Annotated in this window: 16 protein-coding genes; 2 read left to right on the forward strand and 14 right to left on the reverse strand. The window is 44.6% G+C overall.

Translation table 11 applies throughout. The features are described 5' to 3' along the window. Positions 1 to 49: 49 nt before the first annotated feature. Positions 50 to 1,588 carry a PucR family transcriptional regulator gene (locus NE671_RS02930; RefSeq protein ID WP_256163659.1) on the forward strand — a complete coding sequence of 513 codons (1,539 nt, stop codon included), beginning with the start codon at positions 50 to 52 and terminating at the stop codon, positions 1,586 to 1,588. Between the two features lie 23 nt (positions 1,589 to 1,611). On the opposite strand, the gene NE671_RS02935 is transcribed toward NE671_RS02930, so the two are convergent. The 12 genes from NE671_RS02935 to NE671_RS02990 all read right to left on the reverse strand — a co-directional run bounded on the left by NE671_RS02935 (position 1,612) and on the right by NE671_RS02990 (position 19,761). Next, the gene (locus NE671_RS02935; RefSeq protein ID WP_256163660.1) at positions 1,612 to 2,436 is read right to left on the reverse strand and encodes a TrmH family RNA methyltransferase; all 825 of its coding nucleotides are present in this window, start codon (positions 2,434 to 2,436) and stop codon (positions 1,612 to 1,614) included. A gap of 131 nt (positions 2,437 to 2,567) precedes the next feature. Next, positions 2,568 to 3,374 carry an alpha/beta hydrolase gene (locus NE671_RS02940; protein WP_173740300.1) on the reverse strand — a complete coding sequence of 269 codons (807 nt, stop codon included), beginning with the start codon at positions 3,372 to 3,374 and terminating at the stop codon, positions 2,568 to 2,570. A 315-nt stretch (positions 3,375 to 3,689) separates the two neighbouring features. Next, the gene (locus NE671_RS02945; protein WP_173740301.1) at positions 3,690 to 5,498 is read right to left on the reverse strand and encodes a Na/Pi cotransporter family protein; all 1,809 of its coding nucleotides are present in this window, start codon (positions 5,496 to 5,498) and stop codon (positions 3,690 to 3,692) included. Between the two features lie 252 nt (positions 5,499 to 5,750). Next, positions 5,751 to 7,604 carry a DNA cytosine methyltransferase gene (locus NE671_RS02950; RefSeq protein ID WP_256163661.1) on the reverse strand — a complete coding sequence of 618 codons (1,854 nt, stop codon included), beginning with the start codon at positions 7,602 to 7,604 and terminating at the stop codon, positions 5,751 to 5,753. A gap of 382 nt (positions 7,605 to 7,986) precedes the next feature. Then, positions 7,987 to 9,825, reverse strand: coding sequence for a glutamine--fructose-6-phosphate transaminase (isomerizing) (glmS, locus tag NE671_RS02955; RefSeq protein ID WP_022427034.1), 1,839 nt, complete (start codon positions 9,823 to 9,825; stop codon positions 7,987 to 7,989). Between the two features lie 107 nt (positions 9,826 to 9,932). Then, the gene (gene ilvA / locus NE671_RS02960; RefSeq protein WP_015525229.1) at positions 9,933 to 11,144 is read right to left on the reverse strand and encodes a threonine ammonia-lyase; all 1,212 of its coding nucleotides are present in this window, start codon (positions 11,142 to 11,144) and stop codon (positions 9,933 to 9,935) included. Between the two features lie 6 nt (positions 11,145 to 11,150). Continuing rightward, positions 11,151 to 12,089: a signal recognition particle-docking protein FtsY gene (gene ftsY, locus NE671_RS02965; protein WP_256163662.1), complete on the reverse strand. Its 939-nt coding sequence runs from the start codon at positions 12,087 to 12,089 to the stop codon at positions 11,151 to 11,153. Between the two features lie 18 nt (positions 12,090 to 12,107). After that, positions 12,108 to 15,668, reverse strand: a complete 3,561-nt coding sequence (smc, locus tag NE671_RS02970; protein WP_256163664.1) for a chromosome segregation protein SMC — start codon at positions 15,666 to 15,668, stop codon at positions 12,108 to 12,110. 13 nt (positions 15,669 to 15,681) lie between these two features. Next, positions 15,682 to 16,362, reverse strand: a complete 681-nt coding sequence (gene rnc / locus NE671_RS02975) for a ribonuclease III (protein ID WP_022427036.1) — start codon at positions 16,360 to 16,362, stop codon at positions 15,682 to 15,684. Next, complete coding sequence (locus NE671_RS02980; protein ID WP_021652554.1) at positions 16,352 to 16,600, reverse strand: acyl carrier protein; 249 nt, start codon at positions 16,598 to 16,600, stop codon at positions 16,352 to 16,354. Before NE671_RS02980 ends, rnc begins: the two co-directional genes overlap by 11 nt. Positions 16,601 to 16,648: 48 nt before the next feature. Then, on the reverse strand, positions 16,649 to 17,695 hold the full coding sequence (plsX, locus tag NE671_RS02985; RefSeq protein WP_021652553.1) for a phosphate acyltransferase PlsX: 1,047 nt from the start codon (positions 17,693 to 17,695) through the stop codon (positions 16,649 to 16,651). 230 nt (positions 17,696 to 17,925) lie between these two features. Then, a complete protein-coding gene (locus tag NE671_RS02990) occupies positions 17,926 to 19,761 on the reverse strand; it encodes an ABC-F family ATP-binding cassette domain-containing protein (protein WP_161209797.1) in 1,836 nt (611 codons plus the stop codon). A gap of 455 nt (positions 19,762 to 20,216) precedes the next feature. On the opposite strand from NE671_RS02990, the gene NE671_RS02995 reads away from it, so the two are divergent. After that, complete coding sequence (locus tag NE671_RS02995) at positions 20,217 to 20,945, forward strand: LytR/AlgR family response regulator transcription factor (protein ID WP_114002550.1); 729 nt, start codon at positions 20,217 to 20,219, stop codon at positions 20,943 to 20,945. On the opposite strand, the gene NE671_RS15900 is transcribed toward NE671_RS02995, so the two are convergent. Both NE671_RS15900 and NE671_RS03005 read right to left on the reverse strand, forming a co-directional pair. Continuing rightward, positions 20,884 to 22,818: a sensor histidine kinase gene (locus tag NE671_RS15900; RefSeq protein WP_256163666.1), complete on the reverse strand. Its 1,935-nt coding sequence runs from the start codon at positions 22,816 to 22,818 to the stop codon at positions 20,884 to 20,886. The genes NE671_RS02995 and NE671_RS15900 overlap by 62 nt on opposite strands. Beyond that, the gene (locus NE671_RS03005; protein ID WP_173740304.1) at positions 22,793 to 23,395 is read right to left on the reverse strand and encodes a hypothetical protein; all 603 of its coding nucleotides are present in this window, start codon (positions 23,393 to 23,395) and stop codon (positions 22,793 to 22,795) included. The genes NE671_RS15900 and NE671_RS03005 overlap by 26 nt, the downstream gene beginning before the upstream one ends. Positions 23,396 to 23,430 lie beyond the last annotated feature (35 nt).

Below are 23,430 nucleotides of genomic sequence, written 5' to 3' on the forward strand. Positions count from 1 at the left end.
GGCTATTATTCCTGTTTTTTCCTACAAAATATAGGAGGGAGGATTTTCCTTGAAACTCAGTGCAAAACTCATCTGCTATCATTTACAGAAATCTTTTCCCCTGCATACATCCAGGCTGGATACATTCCCCACCCTTTCCTGCCCTTCCCGCTTTGAAAAGAACACCTCTCTTCAGGATGGGCGTGTTTACCTTATCACAGATCCGGATTTTCAGCTCACTTTTCATCATCCCAAAAATATTCTGTTCCTGATGATTGGAAAAATCTATCAGAACTACGAATTAACTCAGCCAAACATGTGTATCATCCCTGAAGATATTCCGGTCAATATTGTCTTTAACAGGATTCAGGATATTTTTATCCTCTATGATCAGTGGAATCAGTCCCTGATGGATTCCCGTCTCCGGAACGCATCTATCCAGGAGCTTCTAGATCTTACAGCTTCCGTTATCCCTAATCCAATAATGCTGATCGGTATGGATTTTACTATCATTGCCTCCAGAGACTGGAATCTAAGTGATCTTTCCAATTCTGTTTTGGGTTCCACTGAAAATTCCTGGGCTATTGTGGACAGCCTGAAGCAGGATCCTCATTACGAAGAGACTTTTTATAAAACCGGATATTTTTATTATCCGGGAAATGGCCTTACTGCTCCTTCTCTTTGCGTAAATATCTCCAATAGTGATAAAGCAGTATACAGGCTGATGTTTTCCGAAGGTGAGGTTCCCCTGGATGATACGTTTGGTTTTGTTCTGGAGTACCTTTCCCAGATGGTATCCCATGCACTTTCCACAGGTATCATGCACAGTCGGGATAAAGCTTTTCCTCTTCATCAGATTTTTATGTCCATTCTGACAGATCCCGGAGCTGATTATGTAAAAATCAGTCAGCAACTGACAAATGTGGGATGGCTTTCTTCCCATATGTATCAATGCATCCTGATCCAGACCGGACTGATCGACCAGAAAAATCTGACACTTAATGCCATCTGTAACTATCTGGAAAATACAATTCCTGCCACCTGTGCCACGGAACATAAAGGCAATGCTGTGCTTTTTATCAATCTGGATCTCTGCACTCTGACTATCCATGAGATTTCCGATAAGATCGAGGGCTTTATCAAAAGCAGCATGTTAAGCGCCGGATACAGCCGGAAGATGCTTGGACATTTTAATTTCCACCGGCAATACACGCAGGCTTCTGTTACCCTGCAGGTTGGAAAACGCAAAAATCCCGCAGAAAGTATCCACTATTTTGACTCCATCGCTCTGCCCTATATTCTGGAACAGGCAACCAAAAAGCTTCCTGCTTACATGATCTGTCACGAAAAGCTTCTGTCAATGAAATATAAGGATGAGGCAAAGCAATCTCATCTCTATGAAACACTGCGTTGTTTTCTGGAGCACAACCAGAACATTTCTCATACTGCCAGCGCTTTATTTATCCACAGAAGTACTCTTCTTTATCGTCTGGATAAGATCAAAGCTTTTCTGGATTCAGATCTTACAGACAGAAACGAGATCCTGTATCTGTTGCTTTCTTTTCATCTGATGGATATGGAAGAAGAAAACCGGAATGCAAGATCATAAAAAACGGAAACTCTCTTAAATATTTAGCGTTTTCCCAGCTGCCAAAATGCAACTGCACTGGCTGCCGCCACATTCAGTGAATCCACACCGTGTGCCATTGGAATACATACCGTATAATCACAGTCCGCAATGGTCTCCGAAGCAAGGCCATCCCCCTCTGTTCCAAGAACTACTGCCAGTTTTTCTTCTGCCATCAAATGAGGATCATCAATATCAAAGGAATCCTCCCTAAGAGCCATGGCTACCGTCTTAAATCCCATCGCTTTCAGAGACCGGATTCCTTCCGTTTTCCACTCTGTTTTTTCATCAAAAAATGTCCATGGTATCTGGAATACGGTTCCCATGCTGACACGGATCGCACGGCGGTACAATGGATTGCTGCACCCCGGTGTCAGCAGCACCGCATCCATCCCAAGAGCCGCCGCAGAACGAAAGATCGCGCCTATATTAGTAGGATTTACCACATTTTCCAGAACTGCGATCCTGCGGGCATTTTTGCATACATCGACTATATCAGGAAGCGCCGGCCGGCGCATTGCACAGAGCATTCCTCTTGTCAGCTTGAATCCAGTCAGCTGCGTCAACACATCAAATTCTGCCGTATAAACCGGGATGTCTTCACAACGACGGATCAGTTCTTTTGCCTCACCCTCAACATGTTTATGTTCCACCAGAAAAGAAATCGGCTGGCACCCGGAATCTAAAGCTCTCTCAATAACCTTCGGGCTCTCCGCAATAAAGATCCCCTTCTCCGGTTCTGCCCGGTTCAAAAGCTGTATCTCCGAGATCCTGGCATATACATCCAGCTCCGAAGCGTTGAAATCTGTGATTTCTATGATATTTGACATGGTTATTTTTCTCCTGTTCTGTCTTCTTGTTTTCATCCTGCTATTGTAACAGAATCTCTTTGCAAAAGAAAGCCAGGTGTTATATGTTTCCACCTGGCTTTGCTGCTACTTGTAAAACAATTTGTTTATATTCAGATTCTCACTTCCATCCACCGGATCATATCCCCGATCACTTCATCTTTACAATACTCATTCAAGATCTCATGAAAAAGTCCGCCGTAGATCTTCATCTGCTTGTCTTTTGATCCTGCTTCTTTAAAGAAATCATAGGTATCCTGTACACTTACCAGACCGTCTTTCTCGCCGTGTGTCATAAGGACTGGATAATGGAACTCTGCTTTTTTCTCTTTGAACCAGTCAAGTCCGTCGCAGATCGCATAGCATAACCCCGCTGTAAAGGACTGTTTATTGTATGGATCTTTTCCGTACCAGTCTACCACTTCCTGTACAGAGCATACGCCTGAACCCAGCTGATTGGCAAGGCGCGTATGTACATCCATTTCTCCCGGCACACCACGTATCAGATTGCCGTTATCTGCGGTCAGCGCACCACTGGTAATGATCCCCCGGAGCTTTTTGTCCGGATATTTGGCTCCGTACAGAGAAACCGTAAATCCACCCATGCTGTGTCCCAGAAGAAATACCGGGATATCCGGATTTTCCTCAATTGCCATATCCACAACTACGTTGGTGTCGTCCAGAAGCTCATTGAAATCTGAATAAAAAGTCTCTTCACCCTCAGACCGTCCATGTCCTCTGTGATCAAAACGATAGGTTCCGATTCCCGCCTCATGAAGTTTTTCCGCAAAATAATCGTACCTGCCTTGGTGCTCACAAAGTCCGTGGAAAATCACGATCACAGCTTTATTGTCTGCTGCTGTTTCTTTTTTCAGATACAGTTTCGTTCCGTCAAACGATGTGATCATACTTTCACCCATAATAAAACCCTCCCTTTTCTTTCTGCGAGATACATATCCCCATTATATGTCTCACGCTATCTGATAGATTTATCATATCATGAAATCTGTATTTTGATAACCCCTATTACTAATTATCAGCAATTATATGATTTTTACAAAAAGTAATGAAAAATAGAGGAGTGACATATTTTGTTCTCTGAACTATAATCACCTCAGTACAAAGGGGCTGTCGCACTAAAAAATTAGTGCGACAGCCCCTTCTTTTTTCATTGTTAGGGCAAATCCCTAACAAAAACGGCAGCGGAATATCTACATTTCCGCTGCCTGAATTTCTTATTCTACTTCTTCCGGCTCCATGCTGAGCATATGGCCTTCCTGATTTCCAATATCATATTTCTGTCCGTATTCCTTGAAATACTGGTAGTAGTCCGCATTGTTTGTGGGATAAATCTTGGAATCGTGAATATGAAGATCAGATCCTGTCTCTCCGCTCTTCATAAGTGCCACCATAGCACTTGCACAGTGAGTTGCGATACGACAGAAACTGTTGAGGATATCACTAAATACCGTTCCCTCTTCCAGTCCACATTTGCCTTGGCTCAGTCGCTCTGCATGACGCATCTTCAGTACATCACAAAGTCCTGTGATCACAGCTCCGAGAGGTGCTACTCTCTGTGCCATTTCTTTATCGTCTTTCATGAAAGCATTGCAGGTTATATTGATATCCTCACGAACTGCCTCCATAACAACATTCAGCTCATCCCAGGCTTCCTGTGAAAAATTCGTATGGTTATCATGCATTTCATTGGACATATGAGCAATGTAAGAAGCATGATCACCGATACGCTCAAAGTCATTGATCGTATGCAGATACAGTGAAGTCTGTCTTGTCTGTGCAGAATTCATCTCTCTCTTTGTCAGCTGGATCAGATACTCTCCTAGACGACTTTCATACTTGTCGATCAGATCCTCTTTTCGCTGAACCTTATCATACTTATCCTGCTGATAATCATTCAAAAGATTCATGGCTCTGTTGACATTCTTACGGAGCTTCTTGGACATTCCGTTCATTACACGGTGACACTGTGCGATAGCAAGGGCCGGGTAATTCAGAAGACGCTCTTCCAGAAGATCAAAGTCTGCCTCATCTTCCAGATCTTCTTTGTCATCCTTCACAAGCCAGCATACCAGCTTCTCGATCTTTGGAATGAATGGAAACAGCACGATAACCGTTGCCAGACGGAACACCGTATTCAAAAGTGCGATCGCTACCGGTGTCATGGTCATATCCATAAATGTAAAATGTACAAACGCATTCACGGTATAAAAGATCACCGACCAGAGGATCAGACCAAACAGGTCATTGATCAGATATACAAGAGCAGTTCTTTTACCGTTCTTATTTGCTCCGATGGCTGAGATCAGAACTGGACATGCAGCACCAACACCGATACCAAGAACGATCGGAAATGCACTTGCAAATGTCAGGATACCGGTTACGGAAAGAGCCTGGAGCACACCGACTGTTGCAGACGCACTCTGGAGTACCGCAGTAAAAGCGATACCTACGAGAATACCTGCAATCGGATTGGAAAACATAGTCAGCATCTTGATGAACATCGGACTCTCACGCAATGGAGATACCGCACCACTCATCATCTGCATACCTGTCATCAGGATCGCAAAACCAAGCATGATATTTCCCACGTTCTTATGTAAGGTACGCTTACAGAACATACGGAAAATAATACCAACTACAGCCACAACAGCAGAAATAGTTGCTGTGGAAAGAACGCTGGCGATTCCATTGGATCCTTCAATATAAGAAAGACATAAGATCCAGCCAGTAATACTGGTTCCGATATTGGCTCCCATGATGATACCAATCGCCTGTTTCAGTTTCATCATACCGGAGTTTACAAAACCGATCACCATAACTGTCGTCGCAGAAGACGACTGGATCACACTGGTAACACCAGTACCAAGTGCGACACCCTTCAGCGGAGTATTGGTCATCTTATAAAGAAATGCTTCCAGCTTATTACCAGCTGCCAGCTTCAGACCATCGCCCATTAGGGACATACCAAACAAAAATAATGATACTCCACACAACAAAGATAAGATCATTGAAAAAATTGCCATAATTTTCTCCTTTGTCATACTCGCTTCCTGTCATAATCTGTCAGGAGCCATGTTATCCTGAAAATGCAACCTTACATTTCCTTAATCTGGATTTTTCTTATTTTTAACATTTTCCCATTTATTATGCCACATCAATTTCCATATTACAACAACAGATTTATTTCGAAAATAAAAAAATTCGAAGGCAGCGGATCATCTTCTAAAACTCTGCCTTCGAAATTAGTATTTTTGAGTTATTTTTCACAAAATTTTCTATTTTTCCAGGCGCATCAGCATATCATCCAAAATATCTTCCAAATACCCTCCCGTTGTTTTTTCCCCTTCTTTTTTTATCTGGAGCATCGCTTTCAAATCTTCATCGGACAGGCAGATGATCAGTTTCCCGCTTTCCCGTAGACTTCCCCGTGCAGCCATTTTCGCATGTTTATCCGCTCCTTTTCTGGAAATAATGATCGCAACTTTACGGAGAGCTTTTTCGTACAGATATTTTTCTGTAGTGTAAATTTCCCTCTGAGTAATAGGCTTTTCATAGTTTTTAAACTCGAACACGATATACTTCGTAGAAAAATACTTACAGATCGTGTCAAAAAAATCCTGTGTCACCCCGTTTTTGATCTTACAGCACATGTCAAAACGATACAGATTTTCCTCTGTTGTCTTCTGCTGCTCCCACAAAGTCAGATATTCTCCAAGGATATATTTCAGAATAGAAACACAAAGTTCCTCATATTTCTTGAAAGCTGCACTACCGGTCTCCAACACTTTTAACTGCGCTATATAGCTGTCAGCAACCGATTCCGGATCCGTATTCTCCATCTGGCTGCTTTCCTCAAAGATAAAAGGCTCCGGTCTCTCCGGTTCTATGTTTTCCACCGAATAATTCAGAATCGAGATCAGTTCGTTCTTCAGTTCCGGATAGTCCTCAAAGAGCCACAGCACATTTCGGATGTCCCAGACATATCCAAGCTTCGCCTCTTCGTACTTTCTCTTAGTCTCATCAGAGACCAGATTCGCCACTACACAGATATTTTGTAATGGCAGATCCTTTTTCTGATCTGACACTGCTTTTCCAACCAGACGGCTATAACTCTGCAACCGTTTAAGTGTAGCGATTTCTTTGGAATCACTGTACATTCTGGTCATAAAGACCCATTCATCGCTTTGGAAAGAAACCCCTTTATATGTAAGGTATTTTTCAAAAAGCTGCTTAAAGCGGGCCATATTTTCCCAGTTTTTCATCTGCACATCACCCTCTGAATTTATATAGGGTTCTACGCAGAGATTGCGAACGACCTGTTCTGTCACTTTTATGTTCGGCGCATATATCAGGCTTCTGTACATCCGGCTTTTGTTTGGCACAGAACGTGGAAAATCTTCCGGAAATCCCTTTAATCTGGCTATTTCTTTGTGTGTGATCTTATGATAGACGCCATGGATACGGATCAGCGGCATTTTTATCAGATTCAGACGAACCTGCCCGGATTCCCGATAACCGCCTTTTTCCCAACACAAAACGCTGTCACCGGCATGCGAAGCATCAATCTTCTCTTTCGCAAAATCAATTCTGTAATACCAGGAATCCTGTGGATTCATTTCCACCCAGCCATCCAACAGGATACTACTCTTATGGACCTGCACCGGCATGATCATATCCGAAGCATTCACTCTTTTTGAAACAATATATGCAAATTCTTCCCGCAGCGGAAATGCAGTAACCTCCGAACTCTGGATATTTTTATGCGTGATATGGTATCCATATTCTTGCAGCTGAAAAATGTGCTCCTTTATGAACCCTTTCCATAATTGCTTTTTCATAACAAAAAGAATGGCCGGCGGTCGTCTTCTTTGCACCAGGGTCAAACTATAAAACACCTCTTCTGCTTTCGACTGCGTCAGATCAAAAGCCCAGACATCACTGTCCGGAACTGTGGCAGGATCTATGGAAGAAAGGCTGCATGCAGTTACATTTTGACTTATATTTTCCTGATAGATCTCTATCACTTTTCTGTCCGGCTCATATGCTTTCAAAATCTCATAACCGGCATTTTGAAAACCAAGAGTCAGCGCACCGATACCGGCATTAAAGATCACCACTGTATTCTTCATATATTTTTTCCTATCTTATTATTTGTACTGTGACAGCAGCTCCAAAAGCTTACCACTGTTGATTGGTTTGTTATAATTGATCCCCACAAGCCAGGATATTCCCTGTACATTTCTGTAAAGACTCCGGATAATTTTTCTCCTTTATCTGCTCTATGGCTGTCCGGGCACTCTGGTTTCAGTTCAATCTCCTCTCTGGCACTACCGGCATAAGCATGTACCCGTCACCCCTTCTTAATATCCCCTGAAAAGCAAAATAATTTCACAGCATCATATGTCTATATGATACCATGAAACTATTTTTGCGTAAAGATTTTATAAAAAAGCCTCAGAGTATTTTCACACATACATACTCTGAGGCTTTCTCTATAGTCCATATATATTTTTATTCCACTGTCACGCTCTTCGCCAGATTTCGTGGTTTATCCACATCCAGGCCTTTGGCTACGCTTACGTAGTAGCCCAGAAGCTGAAGCGGGATCACTGCCAGGGATGTTGCAAAGTGCGGGTCTGTTTTCGGGATATAGACGGTGAAGTCTGCGGTATCCTCGATATTGTAATTGCCAAATGTGGTCAAGCCCATAAGGTAGGCGCCACGGCTCTTACACTCAACCATATTGCTGACTGTTTTTTCGTAGAGATCCGGCTGGGTCAGCACACCGATCACAAGAGTTCCGTCTTCGATCAGGGAGATCGTTCCGTGTTTCAGCTCTCCGGCAGCATAGGCTTCAGAGTGAATGTAACTGATCTCTTTCATCTTCAGACTGCCCTCCAAGCTGATAGCGTAATCAATTCCTCTTCCTACAAAGAAAGCATCTTTTACATTTGCCTGTTTTGAGGCAAACCACTGGATACGCTCCTTATCTTCCAGGATCTTACAGATCTTATCCGGAAGTGTCTGCAGTTCACTGATATAATTGCTGTAGGCTTCTTCTGTGATCGTTCCTCTTACCATTGCAAACTGGATCGCAAGTGTATAAGCTGCGATCAGCTGTGTGCTGTACGCCTTGGTAGTAGCTACAGAAATCTCCGGTCCGGCCAGAGTATAAAATACATTATCAGCCTCACGTGCAATGGAAGATCCCACTACATTAACGATTCCCAGTGTACGAATACCATTTTCCTTGCATTTACGAAGTGCTGCAAGACTGTCTGCTGTTTCACCGGACTGGCTGATGATCACTGCAAGGCTGTTGGTGTTAAGGGCCATTTTTCGGTAACGGAATTCGGAAGCGAGCTCTACCCTTACCGGGATCTGTGCAAGATCCTCGATCACATACTGTGCTGCCATTCCTACGTGATAAGCGGAGCCGCAGGCTATGATATAGATCTGCTGGATGTTCCGGATGCTTTCTTCTTCCAGGCCAACTTCACTGAGGTCGATCTTTCCATCCTTGAGCACGGAATTCAACGTATCCAGTACTGCCTTTGGCTGTTCATGGATCTCTTTCATCATGAAATGCTCATATCCGGCTTTTTCCGCTGCTTCTGCATCCCATTCAATGGTTTTCAGCTCTTTCTCGATCTCATCTCCATCAAGATTGTAGAAGGTGACTTCGCCTTTTTTCACACGCGCCATCTCCAGATTGCCGATATAATATACATTGCGGGTGTATTTCAGGATCGCCGGTACGTCAGAAGCGATAAAGGATTCATCTTCTGCCACTCCAAGGATCATGGGGCTGTCTTTTCTGGCTACATATATTTCACCCGGATAATCCTTGAACATGATCGCAAGGGCATAGGAACCACGGATACGTACCATGGAATGTGTGATGGCATCCACCGGTGTTCCCTCATATTTCTTGTAATAATAATCGATCAGCTTGACTGCTACCTCGGTATCGGTCTCAGAATAGAAAGTATAGCCTTTACGGGTGAGCTTATTTTTCAGTTCCTGATAGTTCTCAATGATGCCGTTGTGGACTGCTACGATATTACCGTCGTCTGTCATATGCGGATGTGCATTGTTCTCAGAAGGTTCACCATGAGTTGCCCATCTGGTATGACCGATACCACAGGTTCCCGGTACAGTCTCTCCGCCGTTTGTCTTTTCTGACAGAACTTTCAGTCTTCCCTTGGCTTTGATCACTTCCGTCTCGTCCTCGCCGTCACGTACGGCGATTCCAGCGGAATCATATCCTCTGTATTCCAGCTTGGAGAGTCCATCTAAAAGGATCGGAGCTGCCTGGTGTCTACCTGTAAATCCTACAATTCCACACATATTTATCTGTCCTTTCTGTCTATGCAGGTATTTTCGCAAAAGACCGGGCTGTTACATCATATGCAACAGTCCGGTCAGAAGTTTCAGTTATTGCAATATAACACGTCCTACAGTATAGCACGTACCACTCTCGGTTTGCAACCCGCTTTTTCCAGAGCTGCAACGATCTGATTCTTATGATCTGTTCCGAATGCTTCCATAGTGATCCGAAGTTCTACGGCTGCATTTCGGTTGGTACTTACAAACTGGTTATGATCCAGTTTGATAACATTACCCTGATTTTCAGCGATCACACTTGCAACACGTACCAGTTCACCTGGCTTATCCGGAATAAGTACGGATACGGTAAAGATACGGTCACGCTGGATCAGTCCGTGCTGTACAACCGATGACATGGTGATCACATCCATATTTCCACCGCTTAAGATGGAAACGATCTTCTTATTCTTTACATCCAGATGACGGAGAGCGGCTACAGTAAGAAGTCCGGAGTTCTCTACGATCATCTTGTGGTTTTCTACCATATCCAAAAAAGCCACGATCAGCTCATCATCATCGATGGTAATGATATCGTCCAGATTTTCCTGGATATATGGGAAGATATTTTTTCCCGGAGTCTGTACTGCAGTACCATCTGCGATAGTATTTACGTGAGGAAGCGTTACGACCTCCCCTTTCTCCAGGGATGCCTTCATACATGCTGCGCCTGCCGGCTCAACACCGATGACTTTGATGTGTGGGTTCAGAAGCTTCGCAAGTGTAGAGACACCTGTAGCAAGTCCGCCCCCTCCGATCGGTACCAGAATGTAATCTACAAGCGGAAGTTCCTGTACGATCTCCATGGCGATAGTTCCCTGACCGGTTGCTACTGCCGGATCGTCAAATGGATGGATAAAGGTATAGCCTTTTTCTTCTGCAAGGGCAAGTGCGTGTGCGCAGGCTTCGTCATACACGTCGCCGTGAAGGATAACCTCAGCACCGTAACTCTTGGTGCGCTCTACCTTGATCAGTGGTGTGGTAGTTGGCATGACAATGACTGCTTTTACTCCATATTTATGTGCAGCATAAGCAACACCCTGGGCATGATTTCCTGCAGATGCAGTGATCAGACCTTTGTTCCTCTCTTCGTCAGAAAGTGTGCTGATCTTGTAATATGCGCCACGCACCTTATATGCACCGGTACGCTGCATATTCTCTGGCTTCAGATAAACCTTATTTCCCGTCATATCTGAGAAATAACTGCTGTATATCAGCTTTGTTTCCTGTGTCACTTCTTTTACTTTTGCTGCCGCTTCCTCAAAGCTCTCTAATGTAAGCATTTGTATTTAGCTCCTTTCTTCTACGTCAAAGAGGGCGTTTACAAATGCGTCTGCATCAAATTTCTGCAGGTCATCGATACTTTCGCCTACTCCGATGTATTTTACTGGTATGTCAAGCTCAGACTGGATCGCTACTGCGATTCCGCCCTTGGCTGTACCATCAAGTTTGGTAAGAATGATTCCGGTAACGTTTGCGACCTCGGCAAACTGTCTTGCCTGGGAAAGCGCATTCTGGCCCGTGGTTCCGTCAAGAACTACCAGCGTTTCCAAATATGCTTCCGGATACTCACGTTCCAGAATACGGTAAATCTTGCGAAGCTCTTCCATAAGGTTTTTCTTATTATGAAGTCTTCCTGCGGTATCGCAGATCAGAATATCTGCATTTCTGGCTTTGGCTGCTGCCACGGCATCATAGACAACAGATGCCGGATCTGCTCCATCCTGGCCGCCGATGATCTCAACGCCTGCACGGTTGGCCCACTGTGTCAGCTGCTCCCCGGCTGCCGCACGGAAGGTATCTGCAGCTCCGAGGATGACCTTTTTTCCCTGATCCTTTAATTTACCGGCCAGCTTGCCTACAGAGGTAGTCTTACCTACTCCGTTGACACCGATCACAAGGATCACGGATTTCCGGTTCTCAAACTCATATTCTGTGCTTTCTACCTGCATCTGTTTTTTGATGCTGTCGATCAGAAGCTGTTTGCACTGGGACGGCTCCTTGATATGCTGCTCAGCAACCTGCTCCTTTAAATGCTCCAGAATGGAAGTGGTTGCGTTAATGCCGATATCTCCCATGATCAGGATCTCTTCCAGTTCTTCATAAAAATCATCATCAATACTGGAAAAACCGCTGAAAATGGAATCAAAGCCGGCAACGATATTGTCTCGCGTTTTGGTAAGTCCGCTTACCAGACGTTTAAAAAATCCTTTTTTTTCTTCTGTCATACTGATTCATCCCCTCTGCTACTGGGTAAGCTGGTTCTCTACTAAATCTACGGATACCAGCGTGGATACCCCTTTTTCCTGCATGGTAATTCCATAAAGCCTGTCTGCTGCATTCATGGTACCACGTCTATGTGTTATTATAATAAATTGTGTGTTCTTCGTCAACTTCTGAAGATATCCCGCAAAACGTCCTACATTGGAATCATCCAGTGCAGCCTCGATCTCATCCAGAAGACAGAATGGTGAAGGCTTCAGATTCTGGATAGCAAAAAGAAGTGCAATGGCTGTCAGTGCTTTTTCTCCACCGGAAAGCTGCATCATGTTCTGAAGTTTTTTTCCGGGCGGCTGGGAAATGATCCGGATCCCTGCCTCAAGGATATCCTCGTCTTCCGCAAGTTCCAGAGTTCCCCGGCCTCCGCCGAACAGTTCTTTGAAGGCTTTATCAAATTCTTTCTGGATCTCTCCGAATTTTTCGGTGAACTGCTTCCGCATGCCCTCATCCAACTCCTGGATGATCTGTTCCAGCGTTTTTTCCGCTTCCAAAAGATCGTTGTACTGACCGCTTAAGAACGTATGCCGTTCCAGAAGTTCTTTGTAATCCTCAATGGCATTGACGTTGACAGAGCCAAGAGCTCGGATCTCGTCCTTTAATTTATGGATCTGCTGCTTCATCACATGCCTGTCATTCATTTCTTCTTTCCTGTACTGCAAGGCATTATTCGGAGTGATCTCGTATTCTTCCCACATATAGGAAATCCTTGCTTCCCGGTTCTCTTCGATCTTTTCTGCCTGAGTCTTCAGTCGGAAGCATTCTTTGTCCAGAAGACTGATCTGGCCAGACAGCTCATCACGCTTTTCAAAAAACTCCTTATGGCTTTTTGTGCGCTCTTCCTTTTCCTGCTGCCATTTTTCCAGCTGTTTTGCAGCCGCCTCTTCTTTTGCGGCAAAGCCTTCAATCTCCTTACGGACCTTGTCGATCGTCTTTCTCTTTTCTGCAGTTTCCTGGCTGCCTTTTTCCAGAGAATCCAGAATTTCTTCCCTCTCTTTCGAAAGAACTTCGATTTCCTCTTTCAGGCGCCGCAGATTTTCCTTTATGAAGCTTTCCTTCTGCTGGGATGCAGATGCGTCAAGACGGATCCTTTCCAGCTTCTCTGAAGTCTCCGCTTCGTCCTTTTTCCAGTCCTCCAGCTCCTTCTGCCGGGTCTCGATAAACGTTTCCAGCTCTTCCTCATCCCTTTTGGATGCTTCAAGTTCCTGCGTGATCTTTATGTTATCTGCCTGCATGTCTCTTGCCTGAAGACGGATCTCCTCCTGCTCCCTCTCGATCCTGGTATAACCGCCGCGGATCTCCTCCGCTTTTTTCTCCAGCTGTTCAATGTTCAACCTAGCTGTATTCTGCTGAATGGATTGTTCCTGAAATTTCTGCTGCAGCGCCGCCACAGTATCACGCATCTCATTTCTTCTGCTGCGGTTATCTTCCATGGACTGTCGGATCTCATTATACCCGGCTGCCAGCTCTTTTACCTTCTTTTCCAGTTCCTCGATCTCACGACGACGCCCAAGAAGATTGCTGTTGTTCTTAAAAGCTCCACCGGTCATGGAACCGCCTGGACTTAAGGATTCTCCCTCCAACGTTACCATACGGATACTGTGTCGGTATTTTCTGGCAATGGCAATAGCATGATCGATATGATCCACCACCAGCACTCTGCCAAGAAGATATCCGATCAGACCGTCATATTCCTTCTCTGCAGTTACCAGGCCACTGGCAAGACCAATAGCTCCCGGTTCGTTCAAAGCACCTCTCTGATTAAACTCGCCTCTTGAAGAAATGCTGTTTAACGGGAGAAAAGTCGCACGACCATACCGGTTTTTCTTCAGGAATTCGATCATCTGCTTAGCAGTCTGCTCGTTATCCGTAACGATATTCTGAATACTTCCGCCAAGAGCTGTCTCAATAGCGATCTCATAATTTTTTTCAACGTGAATGATATCCGCCACTACGCCACGGATCCCAGGAACATGATTCTTCTGTTCCATGACACGGCGGATACTGTTTCCATATCCATCATAACGTTCTGTGATATTGCGGAGGGATTCCAGTCTGGATGCCTCTCTATGATAGGACGTCTGTTCCTTTTCCAGCTGTGTATTCTGCTGTTTAAGGGTTTCCTGTATGGCATGTATCTCTTTTGTAAGACGGCTGCCTTCTTCTCTGGTTTCCTGAATGGCCTTCGTGATAGTGTCGTATTCCTTCTGTGCCTGATCGATCGCTGACTGCTGCTCCTCTTCCTGGGTTTTCAGGGAAAGGATCCTCTGACTGATTCCTGCTTTCCGGATATCCAGCTGCTCCTTCATGGCATCAAAACGCTGTGCCTTACCTTTGGTGTTTGCACGGGAATTAAGGATCTCAATGATCTCATTCTTACCATCTTCCACTGCCTGGGTGCATTCTTCGATGCTGCTCTGGATATTGTCCATTTTTTTCTGCTCGTCAGCAAGTTTTCTGTCGATCTCCCGTAAATTTGCCTGAAGATCTGCTTTTTGCTCTTCCAGAGCCTCCTGGTCTGTAGATTTTTTCTCCGTATCTTCCTGAACTGCTAAAAGACGGCTGCGATAATGACTGTCATTCTGCTCTCCTGCCAGGATCTGTTCATGAAGAACATTGATCTCACCGGACAGCTGTTGTTTACGGATAGCACGATCCCGGCTTTCTTCCCTCAACGCCTCCATCCGCTCATTCAGCTCTTCCAGTATTTTTTCCAGACGTTCATATTCATCCTTGGTACGACTATGAGCATCCTGGGCTTCTTTTAACTGATTTTCTGCGATCCTGGTTTTTTCTTCCAGCTCGCGGATCAGATTTCCGGTGTGTTCATATTCCAGGAGGAACATATTTATATCCAGCTCTTTCAGATTTTCTCTTTTTGCCAGATATATTTTTGCAGTCTCAGACTGACGTTCCAGCGGTTCCAGCTGCTTGGTCAGCTCACTTAAGATGTCCGTGACACGGACCAGATTCTGTTGTTCTTCCTCAAGCTTCTTCAGTGTGGTATTTTTTCGTCTTTTAAATTTGACGATCCCGGCTGCCTCGTCAAAAAGCTCTCGGCGTTCTTCGGGTTTTCCACTTAAGATCTTATCGATCTGACCCTGTCCGATGATGGAATATCCTTCTTTTCCGATACCGGTATCATAGAACATCTCATTGATGTCCTTTAAACGACAGGAGCTGCCGTTGATGCGGTATTCGCTCTCACCGGAACGATACAGTCTTCTGGTAACGGTTACTTCTTCAAAATCCACCGGGAGCTTGTGATCACTGTTATCAAGTGTAATAGCCACGGACGCAAAGCTCAGAGGCTTGCGAAGCTCCGTTCCTGAAAAGATAACATCCTGCATATTCCCGCCTCGAAGCTGCTTGGCGCTCTGTTCTCCCAGAACCCAGCGGACTGCATCGCCAACATTACTTTTTCCGCTGCCGTTAGGTCCTACGATGCCGGTGATCCCGTTATGAAATTCAAAATTTATTTTCTGTGCAAAGGATTTAAATCCCTGCACCTCTATATTTTTCAGATACATTGGCCACCTGCTGTTATTTTATACTGCGTATTGCCTCTAGGGCTGCAGCCTGTTCTGCTGCCTTTTTTGTATGGCCGATTCCGGTTCCCATACTTTTTCCATTGATCAGCGCCTCCACAGTAAAGCTCTTGCTGTGGTCCGGTCCCTCTTCTTTCAGAAGACGATATTCCACCGGATGATTTCCGCCTTCCTGTACCATTTCCTGAAGCACTGTCTTGCTGTCATAAAAAATCCTCTTATCCTCCAGATCGTTCAGGATAAATTTCATAACAAAAGCCTGTGCCGGTTCAAATCCACCGTCCAGATACATAGCCCCGATCAGAGATTCCAGGGCATCAGAAACGATGGAATCTCTTTTACGACCGCCCATCATTTCCTCACCTCTTCCAAGGAGGATAAACTCCGGAAGCCCGAATTCTCTTGCACAGTAGGCAAGACTCTTTTCACATACCATGCTGGCACGTTTCTTGGTCAACTCACCTTCCTGATTATTCCGGAATTTTTTATACAGGAAATCACTGCTGATCAGCTCCAGCACCGCATCTCCAAGAAACTCCAGACGCTCATTGCATCCAAGCTTTCCAAGGTGTTTTTCGTTGGCATAGGAGCTGTGTGTCATTGCCTGCTCCAGTAAAGATTTTGCGGTAAACTGGTATCCGATAGTCTGCTCCAGCTTTTTTAAATTATTTTCCATTTCTTCTTCCCTTCGTTACTCGGCGAAGAGTCTCCACTGCATCGCCGACAGTAACGATCTCCTCGGCTTCCTCCGGGGCGATACGAACATCAAAAGTTTCCTCCAGATCAATAAGAATCTGAAAAAAATCCAGAGAATCCACTCCCAGATCATCCACAAAGGTAGTTTTTTCTGTAATGGCATCCATATTTCTTCCCAGAGTTTTTTCGATGATGGTCTTCAGCATTTCCAGTTCCACGACTGTTCGCCTCCTGTTCTGTCTGTAATATTTCCGGCAATCCCGGTTTTATTTTTTTTCGCTTTTTTCTTCTGCCTGTGCTTTCTGCTCAGCTGCTATAAACTCCTCGATCTTTTCATTGATCTTCTCTTCCTTAAACTGCTCGCACTGAAAGATCGCATGACGGATTTCTACGCTTTTGGCACTTCCGTGGCTTTTGACCACAAGACCTTTCAGACCAAGAAGCGGTGCTCCGCCATATTCACTGGCATCAAATGATTTTAAGGTTTCCTTAAGAGCAGGTTTTACCATCAGAGCTCCCATTTTACTGCGAATGTTTGTCATCATACCTTTTTTGATCATAGATATCAGAGTAGCTCCAACACCTTCATAAAGCTTGAGGATCACATTTCCTACAAAAGCTTCACAGACTACTACATCTGCATAACCTGACGGGATATCTCTCGCCTCAATACTTCCGATGAAATTGATATCCTTACATGCTTTTAACAGAGGGAAGGTAGCCTTTACCAGCGCATTGCCCTTTTCTTCCTCAGCACCGTTATTAACGATAGCAACTCTCGGTTTCTTAATACCCACTACATTTTCCATATAGATGGAACCCATCTGCGCAAACTGTACCAGATGATCTGGTCTCGCATCTACATTGGCACCACAGTCGATCAGAAGGGAAACGCCCTTTGCCGTAGGGATCAGCGGAGCAAGAGGTGGTCTCCGGATCCCTTTGATCCTGCCTACGATCACCTGGCCTCCTACCAGTACCGCACCGGTGCTTCCGGAGGAAACAAAGGCATCGGCCTCCTGTTTTTTTACAAGATTTAATCCCACTACAATAGAGGAATCTTTCTTTTTCTGGATAGCCATGACCGGAGGTTCCGCAGTCTCGATCACCTGAGACGCATGCACCACACGAATCCTGTCCTTAGGATAATCCGGGTATTTCCGAAGCTCTGCTTCGATCACATCCTGTACTCCTGTAAGGATAACCTGGATGTTCTCTTTTTCTTTCACAGCTTCCACTGCGGCTTTTACCGGTTCCTCGGGAGCATTGTCACCACCCATTGCATCTACAACGACTTTTACCATTTCTGACATATGTTGTCCTTTCTCTGTCCGAAATCTTTTCGGAATGCATATGGTACACTGTAGTGAAAATCCTCATACACATCCGTATAAGGATTTTCATTGCAGAGTACCAAAAGTTAAGCGGATATTCGAAATCCGCATTCGCTACCTACTCATAACCGAATAACTGCTTTGCAGTTTATCCGGTTAACGTACCGTTATTTATGATACTAGAGTTTTGCCTGAGAAGTCAATATCTTTTACTCTTTCTGATTTTCAATCTGTTCTGCAAGATCATTTAAATATACCCAACGATCCATTTTTTCGTCCAGCTTCTGCTGGATTTCCTGCTGCTCGTCGGAAAGCTCCCTGAGTTTTCCCGCATTTGTGGCATTGGCAGCCATCTCTTTGTCAATCTGCTCCAGACGTTCTTCCAATGCTGCGATGTCATCGTCAATAGTGTCAAATTCTTTCTGTTCTTTATAGGTGAATTTCAGTTTCTGTTTCCGGTTTTGTTTCCAGGTATCTGCAGCGGATTTCTTTTTCTCAGGCTCAGCTGTTTCTCCCTGTACTGTACCGCCATTCATATCTGAACGCGTTTCCAGAGACTGTCCCTTTCTTTCCTTTGCTTCCAGATAATCCGTATAACCGCCCTCATACTGGACAAGCCGGCCATCTCCCTCAAATGCCATAATACGGTTCACCACATTATCCAGGAAATAGCGGTCATGGGACACCGTGATCACGATGCCGGAAAAAGAATCCAGATAGTCCTCAAGAATGGTCATGGTGGGAATATCAAGATCATTTCCGGGCTCATCAAGAAGAAGAACATTTGGCGCCTCCATCAGAACCTTCAGAAGATACAGTCTTCGCTTCTCACCTCCGGAAAGCTTCTCCACCGGAGTGTACTGCATGGCCGGATCAAAAAGAAATCTCTCAAGCATCTGGGAAGCTGTGATCCTTCCTTCTTTTGTCGGAACATATTCCGCCACCTCACGGATATAATCGATCACCCGCTGTCTTCCATCCATATCCGGAACGTTTTGGGCAAGATACCCGATACGGATCGTTTCTCCGATCTGAATCTCTCCGGAATCCGGCAAGATCAGTCCATCTGCCATTTTAAGAAGTGTGGACTTACCGCAGCCATTTGGTCCGATGATCCCGAGACGCTGATCACGGAGAACAATATGATCAAAATCATTGATCAAAAGACGACCTTCGATGGTTTTAGTTACATGATGAAACTCTATGGTTTTCTTTCCCATACGGGTCTCAATGGAATCCATTTCCACATTCTGCTCTTTCAGCGGGGTTTTTCCCGCCTTCAGTGCTTCCAAACGGTCAAGCCTTGCTCTCTGTTTTGTACTTCTGGCACGACAGCCTCTTGCTGCCCATTCCAGTTCCATCCGAAGTACACTGCGGCGCTTCCGGTCACTGGCAAGCTCCATTTCCTCTCTCTGCGCTTTCAGCTCCAGAAATCTGGAATAATCTCCTGCATAGGAATATAATTTTCCGTGGCTGATCTCCAGAATCCGGTTTGCCACACGATCCAGGAAATAACGGTCATGAGTGACCATGATCACCGTCCCACGAAAATTCCGGAGAAAATCTTCCAGCCATATGACCATTTCTCCGTCCAGATGGTTGGTAGGCTCATCCAGGATCAGAATGTCAGCCGGATTTAAAAGCATCCTTGCCAGCGCCACTCTTTTCTTTTCACCACCGGAAAGATTATCCATATTAATATTCTGATCGGTAATACCAAGTGTATTCAGCATGCGTCTGGCCTCACTTTCGGTACTCCAGTCCTTCTGCCATTTGCCTTCTGCCACATAGTCCAGAATGGTCATATGCTGCGGAAATTCCGGAGTCTGGGGAAGCCAGCTGATCCGGATCCCGTTCTGGGTGATCACCTGCCCTTCGTCCGGTTCTTCCTCTCCAGCGATCACGCGGAGCAAAGTAGTTTTACCGGTTCCGTTTACACCGATGATACCTATTTTTTCTCCCTGATCGATGCCGCAGGAGATATCATCAAATATCACCTTATCTCCAAAAATTTTGTGGATATGTTCTATATTAAGAATGTTCATGCGCATTTTCTCCGTTTTCTTCCAAAGTATATAAAAATCATTTCCATGATAGCGAATTTCCACGATTCCGTCAAGAATCACTGTTATGACAGGGGAAAGGGCTGTACCTCAAATCTGGAAGTACAGCCCTCTTGGGGGATTGTTTTTTATCTGGATTTTGGTCAACAGTTTCTGGTGTCGCCAGCTGCTGCCCTTATTTTTCGTATATCCACCGCCTTTCGTATCTTTTGACGCTATTGTAAAAAAATTATCAGGAAATGACAACAGACCTGTGACAAAATGACAGTTTCCATGAAATATGACATTTTTATGTTAAATATCTACTAAAAGCACGTTCATTCCTGATAATTTTCTACACAATACGTCATTTCAGGCCAAAATCCGATATTGGATATACATAAAAGTTATGATATACTATTTTTACTACTCTTTTATAAACCGGAGGTTATATTATTTTGAATATTGCAATTATTGATGACATCTCAACGGATGCAGAAGCCCTGAAGAATATCGCTGTTTCCTATTTTGAGAAAAAACAGATCCGGGCAGAAATCTGTCATTTTTTCAGCGCAGAAGAATTTTTTGAAGATTATCAGCCCGGAAAATTTCAGATCCTGTTCCTGGATATTTATATGGACGGGATGACAGGTATGGAAGCTGCGCGCAGGATCCGAAGACAGTCCGATAACTGCATCCTTGTTTTTGTCACTACCAGCAGTGATTTCGCTGTGGAAAGCTATGATGTAGGAGCCTCCTATTATCTTCTGAAACCATTTCAGCCAGAAAAACTCTGTTCCATTCTGGATTCCTTTCAATCCAGGCATTTACTGGCATCCCGTTACATTGAAGTCGTTTCTGACCGGGTTCCCATCCGGGTCCCTCTGCGCAGTATTTTATATGCAGATACATTCCGAAATGCAGTGTGCCTTCATACCGACGCCGGTCCGGTCCGTTCTTATCTTACCTTTCACAAATTTGAGGAGCAGATCCGGGACTGTCCCAATTTTCTCTCCTGTTACCGTGGCTGTGTCGTCAATATGGACCGTATACAGGAAGCTTCTGAAGAAGGCTTCCTTCTGGACAACGGAGAGGTCGTCCAGATCCGGAAACGTGGCTCTTCTGCTATCCGTAAAGCCTATCTTCAGTATCTCTTTGCGTCAGATGAAGAAATATCTCAGCTTTAAAAATGCCATTTTCAGACTGAAAATCCGCAAACCCTCCATAACGTGCCGCAATTTCCATGATCGACGCAGTTCCGATCCCCTGTCCGGAATGCTTACCTGAAAAAAATCCTGTTTTATTTCTGCGTAAGGGATCTGTGCAGCTGTTCTCTTCTTTTATAAGAAGTTTATTACTTCTGGTACGTATCTGTACACGGACAAATCTGGAACTGCCTTTCGGACAAAGCTGTGCCGCTTCTATGGCATTTTCCAGAAGATTACCAAAGAGACGACAAAAATCTGTATCCTGGATCCCTGTTTTTTCCGGTGCTTCTACCTGACACTGAAAAACGATCCCGTTTTTTCTGCATAATTCTTCATAATAATGTAAGATCGCATCGGCAACCTGATTTTTACAGTAAGAATGATAGGGCAAACGTTCCTGGAATTCCCGGGTATACCGGCAAAGGTATTTCTGCATTTCTCCATACTGCTCACGTTCCAGTAATGCAGACAGAACACGAAGGTGCTGACGCATATCATGACGGACACGGCTGGTTTCTTCCATCTGTTCTTTTAATCGGTCGTAATGATTTTTCTGGGCAAGGAGACGAAGTTCAGTCTGATGACTGTATACCTCATAAGTCAGACGGATCTTATATGCTTCTGACAGATCTCTCCACAGAACACAGCCAAACGCAGCTGTCAGTATCAGCCCACCTGTCTCCGGGAAACCTCCTCCCAAAATCGGCTCATAAAGATACCCTATCCGATCTGCCACAAGGGAACAGGCATAAATCGTTGTTCCCACCAAAACAATCTTTCCATATCTGCAATCTGTTTCTCCAAAAGTATTGAGCAGCATATAGATCGCTGCCACCCATTTGACTGCCTCACTGATCCAGACAACATCATAAAGAAGCCTGGCTGAAGGAAGTATATCCGCAAAAATCTCCAGAAAGAAAGCTACTACGATCCAGAGATCGATCAAAAGAAACAGATATATGCCCCTTTTTTTTCCTATAATACAATCCTCAAGCCGGATCATGCAGGAAAGGATCAGATAATAGATCATAGTTTCCAGGGCATACCAGGGCTTTGTGGGAAGAAGAAAAAAATTATGTACCAGGGAGCATAACGAATATCCTGCCACACAGAGACAGACCAGATTAAAAATAGCAAATTCTTTTGTCCTGGTTCTGACATGTACCATAAGAGTCCCAAACATGATACAGATACAGAACGCAATGGCACAGCCGCTTCCGAGTACCCGCAGTCCTCTCTGTATGCTTACACGAACCGGAGATCCCAAAACCGGAATAGCCTGGATTCCGGATCTGATATGGCTTTTGTCTGCTACTGCTATGACAATCTCCACAACCCCGGATCCCTGAAACGTAAAAACACGGTTCATGACCCGGTCCATATAGGTTTTTTCGTCAGGATCCCCCACTTCCCCGGCCAGTTCTCCATTGATATAGATTCGGTATGCGGAAAAAACCTCCGCCATAGATATCGCCCAGATTTTTTCCTCTTCGGGCAGGATCAGAAACATCCGGTATGTCCCACATCCATACGTAGAAGCCTCTTTATTCCCCAGCTCCATTTCATTACGTTCTCCGATCGAAATATAACAACTGTAATATCCTGGATCCTTTTTCAGCATCTCAGGTGTAAGCAGCTTTCCCGGAAAATATTGCCATTCCCTGGCAAGATAATGTAGCTTTGCCGCCGCATCTTTATCATCCAGACAAAGGATTCCCTGAATGGGCTGCTCGCCTTTCGCTGTATATTCATTATTTATGAGATACATCATAAAAAAAGCAGTCATAGATAACACCACAGTAAGTCCAAAGATCAGGATCCATTGCCTACTTTTCTCCTTTATGACTGTCACCTCGCTTTCCGGATCTGCTTCGGATTCCTACGATCAGCACTGTTATCATTGTTGCTGTCGTCAGGACTGCCACTGCAAAAGGATTCTCTTCTATATCATCTATTTTCCGACCTCTTACGCAGAAGATTCCTGTCTCGTCCGTGTCAACGATCAGAAGATCCTGCTTTTTATCCAGGAATGTCTTTAGTTTTCTTCCTCTGGAATCCGTAATTTCCATAGTTTCCGGACCTCCGTTGGGAAACATCTCTTTTACCGGTATCATGATCCGGCTCCCCGGAATATCCGTGATCTTCTGAGTGCCTTTATAGATCTTTATTTCATATGAATGATTGGAAACCTTTTGTACCAGTGCCTGTATTGTACCATTCTCTGCTACCTTCCAACTTTGTGCCACAGAAGCAGGGATACGAAGACTGATTCCTTCTTTTTCAAAATTTATATCTCCCATATATTTCAGGATAAGATCCAGACGTTTTCCACTGATCACAGTCCATTTTTCAGTAACAACTTCTGTTACCTTTCTGGCCGGCTGCTGCACTTCAGGTTCAGCCCGTACAGTTCTCGCGTTATAAATCATACCGACACACAGCGCAATAACTTCAAGTATCAACC

It is taken from the genome of Blautia sp. DFI.9.10 (assembly GCF_024461705.1).
Lineage (GTDB): Bacteria > Bacillota > Clostridia > Lachnospirales > Lachnospiraceae > Blautia_A > Blautia_A fusiformis.

What these genes read in the sequence shown, in the direction of transcription:
- NE671_RS02935 (WP_256163660.1), bottom strand. Translation starts at nt 2,436, where the DNA reads ATGTCAAATATCATAGAAATCACAGATTTCAACGCTTCGGAGCTGGAT.
- NE671_RS02940 (WP_173740300.1), bottom strand. Translation starts at nt 3,374, where the DNA reads ATGGGTGAAAGTATGATCACATCGTTTGACGGAACGAAACTGTATCTG.
- NE671_RS02945 (WP_173740301.1), bottom strand. Translation starts at nt 5,498, where the DNA reads ATGGCAATTTTTTCAATGATCTTATCTTTGTTGTGTGGAGTATCATTA.
- NE671_RS02950 (WP_256163661.1), bottom strand. Translation starts at nt 7,604, where the DNA reads ATGAAGAATACAGTGGTGATCTTTAATGCCGGTATCGGTGCGCTGACT.
- glmS (WP_022427034.1), bottom strand. Translation starts at nt 9,825, where the DNA reads ATGTGTGGAATTGTAGGATTTACAGGTAGACACCAGGCAGCTCCGATC.
- ilvA (WP_015525229.1), bottom strand. Translation starts at nt 11,144, where the DNA reads ATGCTTACATTAGAGAGCTTTGAGGAAGCGGCAGCAAAAGTAAAAGAA.
- ftsY (WP_256163662.1), bottom strand. Translation starts at nt 12,089, where the DNA reads ATGACAGAAGAAAAAAAAGGATTTTTTAAACGTCTGGTAAGCGGACTT.
- smc (WP_256163664.1), bottom strand. Translation starts at nt 15,668, where the DNA reads ATGTATCTGAAAAATATAGAGGTGCAGGGATTTAAATCCTTTGCACAG.
- rnc (WP_022427036.1), bottom strand. Translation starts at nt 16,362, where the DNA reads ATGGAAAATAATTTAAAAAAGCTGGAGCAGACTATCGGATACCAGTTT.
- plsX (WP_021652553.1), bottom strand. Translation starts at nt 17,695, where the DNA reads ATGTCAGAAATGGTAAAAGTCGTTGTAGATGCAATGGGTGGTGACAAT.
- NE671_RS02990 (WP_161209797.1), bottom strand. Translation starts at nt 19,761, where the DNA reads ATGAACATTCTTAATATAGAACATATCCACAAAATTTTTGGAGATAAG.
- NE671_RS03005 (WP_173740304.1), bottom strand. Translation starts at nt 23,395, where the DNA reads ATGATTTATAACGCGAGAACTGTACGGGCTGAACCTGAAGTGCAGCAG.